We start from the raw sequence: 5,366 nt of genomic DNA, 5'->3' as shown, positions 1-5,366 counted from the left end.
TCCACCGCGGTGCGCATGCGCTGCATGCCCTCACGCAGTGGCGCGTCAGGCTCCCAGCGCTGGTGGTCGGCGGCGATGTCCGCGGCGGCGGCCGGGTGGGCGGCGTGCGCGGCGTGTGCATCGTGCTCGTCGACCTGGGCGTGCGCCACCTTGCGGCCGGCATCACCGTGGTCGATCGGGGTGTGGCCGGCAACCGCCGGGTGGGCGAACGCGAGCAGCGGAACAACGAGCAGGGCGGTCAATCGGGACATGGCGTGGTTCCTCGATGCAGCGCGCGCGGCGGGACGCCGCGGCCGTTGCCACGATGCTAGCCGCGATGGGTAGGCGCGGACCTGATCCAGGTCAACGACCGCGCCGCGCCCGCCGGTGACGATGCGGCTCCCCGTTCAGGAGTAGCCCATGCAACTGGTCTGTCCCGCCGGCAACCTGCCGGCCCTGCAGGCGGCGGTCGACGCCGGCGCCGACGCGGTCTACGCCGGCTTCCGCGACCAGACCAATGCGCGTGCTTTCCCGGGGCTGAATTTCAGCGACGACGAACTGCGCGCGGGCATCCGCTACGCGCATGCCAAGGGCGCCAAGGTCTACCTCGCGCTCAACACCTACCCCGACAGCGCGCGGCTGGCCCAGTGGCACGCCGCGGTCGACAAGGCGGCGGAGTTGGGCTGCGACGCGATCATCGCGGCCGAGATGGCGGTGCTGGCCTACGCGGCGCGCAGCTACCCGGCGCTGCCGCGGCACCTGTCGGTGCAGGGTTCGGCAACCACCGCCCCTGCGCTGCAGTTCGCCTACGAACGTTTCGGTATCGCCAGAGCGGTGCTGCCGCGGGTGCTGTCGATCCAGCAGGTCGAGCGACTGTGCGACAAGTCGCCGGTCGCGATCGAAGTCTTCGCCTTCGGCAGCCTGTGCATCATGGTCGAAGGCCGCTGCCAGCTGTCGAGCTACGTCACCGGCGCGTCTCCCAACCGCCATGGCGTCTGCTCGCCGGCGAAGTTCGTGCGCTGGGACGAGTTCGACGATGGCAGCCGGACCGCCCGCCTCAACGAGGTGCTGATCGACCGCTTCCAGCCCGACGAGCCGGCGGGTTACCCCACCGTCTGCAAGGGCCGCTTCGAGGTCGGCGGGGAGACGTTCCACGCGCTGGAGGAGCCGACCAGCCTCAACACCCTCGAACTGCTGCCGCGATTGGCGCAGGCCGGGGTGGTGGCACTGAAGATCGAAGGCCGGCAGCGCGGCGTCGCCTACGTGTCGTCGGTTACGCGCACCTGGCGCACGGCGATCGACCGCTACCGCCGTGAGGCAGGCGACTGGCATGTGCGCGCGGACTGGCAGGAAAACCTGTCGGCGCACGCCGAAGGGCACCAGACCACGCTTGGCCCCTACCACCGTGCCTGGCATTGAGGACGCATCGATGAAGCTCAGCCTTGGCCCCCTGCAGTATTTCTGGCCGCGCGAACAGACCTACGCGTTCTACCGCGAAGCCGCCCAATGGCCGCTGGACGTGGTCTACCTGGGCGAGACGGTGTGCAGCAAGCGCCGCGAGCTGGGCACCCGTGACTGGATCGAGTTGGGCCGCGAGCTCGTCGCCGGCGGCAAGCAGGTGGTGCTGTCGAGCCTGGCATTGATCGAGGCCGAATCCGAACTCGGCGTGCTCGCTCGCCTGGTCGAAGAGGGCGGCTGCTGGATCGAGGCCAACGATCTGTCGGCGGTGCAGTTGTGCCGCCAGGCGGGGTTGCCGTTCGTCGCCGGGCCGACGCTCAACGTCTACAACCACGAGGCGATGGCGATGCTGGTCGAGGACGGCCTTCGCCGCTGGGTGCCGGGCGTGGAACAGGGCGAGGTGCTGGTGCGGGAACTGCGCGAGGCGATGCTGGCGGCCGGGCACGCGATGCCCGAGCTGGAGGTGATCGCCTGGGGCCGGTTGCCGCTGGCGCTGTCGGCCCGCTGCTTCACCGCGCGCGCACTGGACGTACCCAAGGACCAGTGTGGTTTCCGCTGCATCGACTATCCCGACGGCATGCCGCTGGCGACGCGCGAGGGACGGCCGTTCCTGCGCATCAATGGCATCCAGGTGCAGGGTGAGGAAGTGACCGATCTCGGTCCGGAACTGCCGTCGCTGCGGGCGCTAGGGGTCGACCTGCTGAGGATCTACCCGCAGGCCCGGGGTTGCCGCGAGGTGGTCGAACACTTCGACCTGGCACGCCAGTCGATGACACCGCCGCCGCGCATGGGCGCCCGCAACGGCTATTGGCACGGCGAACCCGGCATGCGCCCGGTCGAGCCGCAGGCCATGCCCGCCTGAGCACCCGGACGACGCGCGTCGTCCGGATGCCGTCATCGCACGGGGCTCAGCAGCCGCCGCTACCGCAACCGCAACCGCCTTCGTCGCCGGCGACGCCGGTCACCGCGAAATCGATCACGATGGCGCCCGGCTCGCGCTGGCGGTATTCGATCGAGACCTGGTCGCCGTAGCGCTCGCGCAGCTGGCCCAGCAGCGGAAGCGGGTCGTGGTCGTTGACGAAGCGCATCGCCTCGCCGGGACGCAGCGCCTCGAGCGCGCCGAAGATGGCGGCATGGCGGAAACGCTTGCCGATGCCGCGGGCATCGAAGGGGTGGACCTGGATCGTCAGCGGGGTAATCGCGCTCATGGTGGACCTGCCTGTTGGGAGGCCCGCAGGATGACGCCCGCCCGCAAGTACGCCATTGACCTGGATCAGCCAGGCCGCAGGTCGGGTCACCACTGCAGGTAGAACATCGCCTTGGCCAGCAGCACGATGCCGACCACGTGCGCGAAGACGCTCAGATGGATGTTCCGGAACACGTTCGACACCAGCCGGCCGCGCCGCCGCAGCGCCATCGCCAGCAGGAAGTGGCCGAACACGCTGAGCGCCAGGGTGATCTTGAGCGTCAGCAGCAGGCCGAAGCTGCCTTGCAGCGGGTGCGCAAGGGCAGCCCGGTGGTGCCACGCCAGGCCGGCGCCGCTGCCGTACAGCGCCAGCAGCACCCACGGGATCACCTGACGCGCGCGCACGCCGATCCCGCCTTCGACCAGTGTCATCACCCGCGCCGGCACGCGCCGGCGGACGCCTTCCAGGATCAGCACCTCGAAGAAAACGGTGCCGCCGAACGCGATCGCACCGGACAGGTGCAGGAGCAACAGGTACGGGTAGGCGATCGTCGGCATGGAGGCATGGTCGCTGCTTCGAAGCAGCGCGCCCATGATTCACATCAAGGCCACTTGCACGCGAAGGTCAACGTAGGAGCGACGCAAGTCGCGACGAACTTGTCGAACAAGTACAGGCCGCGACCCGCGTCGCTCCTACGGCCGCCGGTATCGATCAGGCCTGCGCGAATACCAGCGTCGCGTTGGTGCCGCCGAAGCCGAAGCTGTTGGACATCACGGTCTTGAGCGTCGCCTCGCGGCTCTCGCGCAGGATCGGGAAACCTTCGGCCTTCGGGTCCAGGTGCTCGATGTTGGCCGAGCCGGCGACGAAGCCGCCCTGCATCATCAGCAGGCAGTAGATCGCCTCGTGGACGCTGGCCGCACCCAGCGAGTGGCCGGTCAGCGCCTTGGTCGACGAAAGCGGCGGCACGTCCGTGCCGAACACCTCGCGCACCGCGCCCAGCTCGATCACGTCGCCAACCGGGGTCGAAGTGCCGTGGGTGTTGAGGTAGTCGATCGTGCCGACACCGCGGCCATCGAGGCCGGCCAGCGCCTGCTTCATGCAGCGCACCGCGCCTTCGCCCGACGGCGCCACCATGTCCACGCCGTCGGAAGTGACGCCATAGCCGACCAGCTCGGCGATGATCTCCGCGCCGCGTGCCTTGGCGTGCTCGTATTCCTCCAGCACCAGCATCCCACCACCGCCGGCGATGACGAAGCCGTCGCGGTCAATGTCGTACGGGCGCGAGGCGGTTTCTGGAGTGTCGTTGTGCTTGGTCGACAGCGCGCCCATCGCGTCGAACTGCGAGGTCATGCCCCAGTGCAGCTCCTCGCCGCCACCGGCGAACATCACGTCCTTGACCCCGTGCCGGATCAGGTCGGCTGCCGCACCGATGCAGTGCGCCGACGTCGCGCATGCAGCGGAGATCGAGTAGCTCAGGCCGCGGATACCGAACGCGGTCGACAGCGCTGCAGAGACGGTCGATCCCATCGTGCGGGGCACCATGTAGGGGCCGACCTTGCGCACGCCCTTCTCGCGCATGAGGTCGCCGGTGGCAATCTGCCATTCCGGCGAGCCACCGCCGGAGCCGGCGATCAACCCGCTGCGCTCGCCGCGGACCTGCTCGTCACCCAACCCGGCCTGCGCGATCGCATCGCGCATCGCCACGTAGGCGTAAGCCGCGGCGTCGCCCATGAAGCGCTTGAGCTTGCGGTCGATCTGCTCGACCAGGTCGATCTGCGGCGCGCCGGCGACATGGCTGCGCAGACCCATCTGCGCGTATTCGGGGATGAAGCGGATGCCCGACTTCAGCGCGCGCAGCGACTCGGTGACGCTCGCCGCCGCATTGCCGATGCACGACACCACGCCCATGCCGGTCACCACGACGCGGCGCGGGGCAGCCCCGGCGACGTTGCTTGCTGCGGCCATGTTCAGAAGCCCTCCGTCGAGGTGAACAGCCCGACCCGCAGGTCGGAGGCGGTGTAGATCTCGCGGCCGTCGACCAGCGTGCGGCCGTCGCCGATGACCAGCGCGAGCTTGCCGCGCATCACCCGGCGGATGTCGATCTCGTAGCTGACCACCTTCGCGTCCGGCAGCACCTGCCCGGTGAACTTGACCTGGCCGACGCCCAGCGCGCGACCGCGGCCGGGCTCGCCGAGCCACGGCAGGTAGAAACCGCAGAGCTGCCACATCGCGTCCACGCCGAGGCAGCCGGGCATCACCGGGTCGCCTTCGAAGTGGCACTGGAAGAACCACAGGTCGGGGCGGATATCGAGCTCGGCGCGGATCACGCCCTTGCCGTACTTGCCACCCTCGGTGGAAATCTCGGTGATGCGATCGAACATCAGCATCGGCGGCGCTGGCAGCTTGGCGTTGCCGGGGCCGAACATTTCGCCGCGGGCGCAGGCCAGCAACTGGTCGTAGTCGAAGGAGGAAGGACGGCTCATCGGGTCGGGCACAGGAATTCCGCGGTTTTCACAAACCCCGATTCTGCCGGTTTGTCGCGAAGCCTGCGTTGACAGCGGTCAATACGTGGCGCCGTACGCCAGCGCACGGCTACCCCCGCCGGGGTCAGCGAAGGCCCCGACCGGCTCGTCGTCGCGCCAATGGGCACCAATGCCGACGCGGCGGCGGGCCGCGGCCTCCAGCACCGCCAGGGCCAGCCGCCCTTGCCAGCCCGCAGCGGCCAGTGGGCGCATCGCGGCG

Annotated in this window: 7 protein-coding genes and 1 pseudogene; 2 read left to right on the top strand and 6 right to left on the bottom strand. The window is 69.4% G+C overall.

The window, feature by feature from the left end; translation table 11 throughout:
• A pseudogene (locus ACKVMH_RS12560) lies at positions 1–251 on the bottom strand (hypothetical protein); the annotation flags it as partial.
• A 148-nt stretch (positions 252–399) separates the two neighbouring features.
• On the opposite strand from ACKVMH_RS12560, the gene ubiU reads away from it, so the two are divergent.
• Positions 400–1,398, top strand: coding sequence for a ubiquinone anaerobic biosynthesis protein UbiU (gene ubiU / locus ACKVMH_RS12555; protein WP_412700550.1), 999 nt, complete (start codon positions 400–402; stop codon positions 1,396–1,398).
• 10 nt (positions 1,399–1,408) lie between these two features.
• Entirely contained in the window at positions 1,409–2,299 is an 891-nt protein-coding gene (locus ACKVMH_RS12550) for a U32 family peptidase (protein ID WP_412700549.1), read from the top strand.
• A 46-nt stretch (positions 2,300–2,345) separates the two neighbouring features.
• Here ACKVMH_RS12550 and ACKVMH_RS12545 read toward each other — a convergent pair whose 3' ends face one another.
• The 5 genes from ACKVMH_RS12545 to ACKVMH_RS12525 all read right to left on the bottom strand — a co-directional run.
• On the bottom strand, positions 2,346–2,645 hold the full coding sequence (locus ACKVMH_RS12545) for a DUF2249 domain-containing protein (RefSeq protein ID WP_215219477.1): 300 nt from the start codon (positions 2,643–2,645) through the stop codon (positions 2,346–2,348).
• An 86-nt stretch (positions 2,646–2,731) separates the two neighbouring features.
• Entirely contained in the window at positions 2,732–3,181 is a 450-nt protein-coding gene (locus tag ACKVMH_RS12540) for a CopD family copper resistance protein (RefSeq protein WP_412700548.1), read from the bottom strand.
• 154 nt (positions 3,182–3,335) lie between these two features.
• Positions 3,336–4,589 carry a beta-ketoacyl-ACP synthase I gene (fabB, locus tag ACKVMH_RS12535; RefSeq protein WP_412700547.1) on the bottom strand — a complete coding sequence of 418 codons (1,254 nt, stop codon included), beginning with the start codon at positions 4,587–4,589 and terminating at the stop codon, positions 3,336–3,338.
• 2 nt (positions 4,590–4,591) lie between these two features.
• The gene (fabA, locus tag ACKVMH_RS12530) at positions 4,592–5,107 is read right to left on the bottom strand and encodes a 3-hydroxyacyl-[acyl-carrier-protein] dehydratase FabA (protein WP_215219474.1); all 516 of its coding nucleotides are present in this window, start codon (positions 5,105–5,107) and stop codon (positions 4,592–4,594) included.
• Positions 5,108–5,185: 78 nt separating this feature from the next.
• A partial coding sequence (locus tag ACKVMH_RS12525; protein WP_412700546.1) for a hypothetical protein occupies positions 5,186–5,366 on the bottom strand: 181 nt, incomplete at its 5' end.

It is taken from the genome of Lysobacter zhanggongensis (genome assembly GCF_046638635.1).
GTDB lineage: Bacteria > Pseudomonadota > Gammaproteobacteria > Xanthomonadales > Xanthomonadaceae > Novilysobacter > Novilysobacter luteus.
Note: the sequence above shows the minus strand (reverse complement) of the source record. Positions and strands in the feature narration are given on the sequence as shown.

What these genes read in the sequence shown, in the direction of transcription:
- ubiU (WP_412700550.1), top strand. Translation starts at nt 400, where the DNA reads ATGCAACTGGTCTGTCCCGCCGGCAACCTGCCGGCCCTGCAGGCGGCG.
- ACKVMH_RS12550 (WP_412700549.1), top strand. Translation starts at nt 1,409, where the DNA reads ATGAAGCTCAGCCTTGGCCCCCTGCAGTATTTCTGGCCGCGCGAACAG.
- ACKVMH_RS12545 (WP_215219477.1), bottom strand. Translation starts at nt 2,645, where the DNA reads ATGAGCGCGATTACCCCGCTGACGATCCAGGTCCACCCCTTCGATGCC.
- ACKVMH_RS12540 (WP_412700548.1), bottom strand. Translation starts at nt 3,181, where the DNA reads ATGCCGACGATCGCCTACCCGTACCTGTTGCTCCTGCACCTGTCCGGT.
- fabB (WP_412700547.1), bottom strand. Translation starts at nt 4,589, where the DNA reads ATGGCCGCAGCAAGCAACGTCGCCGGGGCTGCCCCGCGCCGCGTCGTG.
- fabA (WP_215219474.1), bottom strand. Translation starts at nt 5,107, where the DNA reads ATGAGCCGTCCTTCCTCCTTCGACTACGACCAGTTGCTGGCCTGCGCC.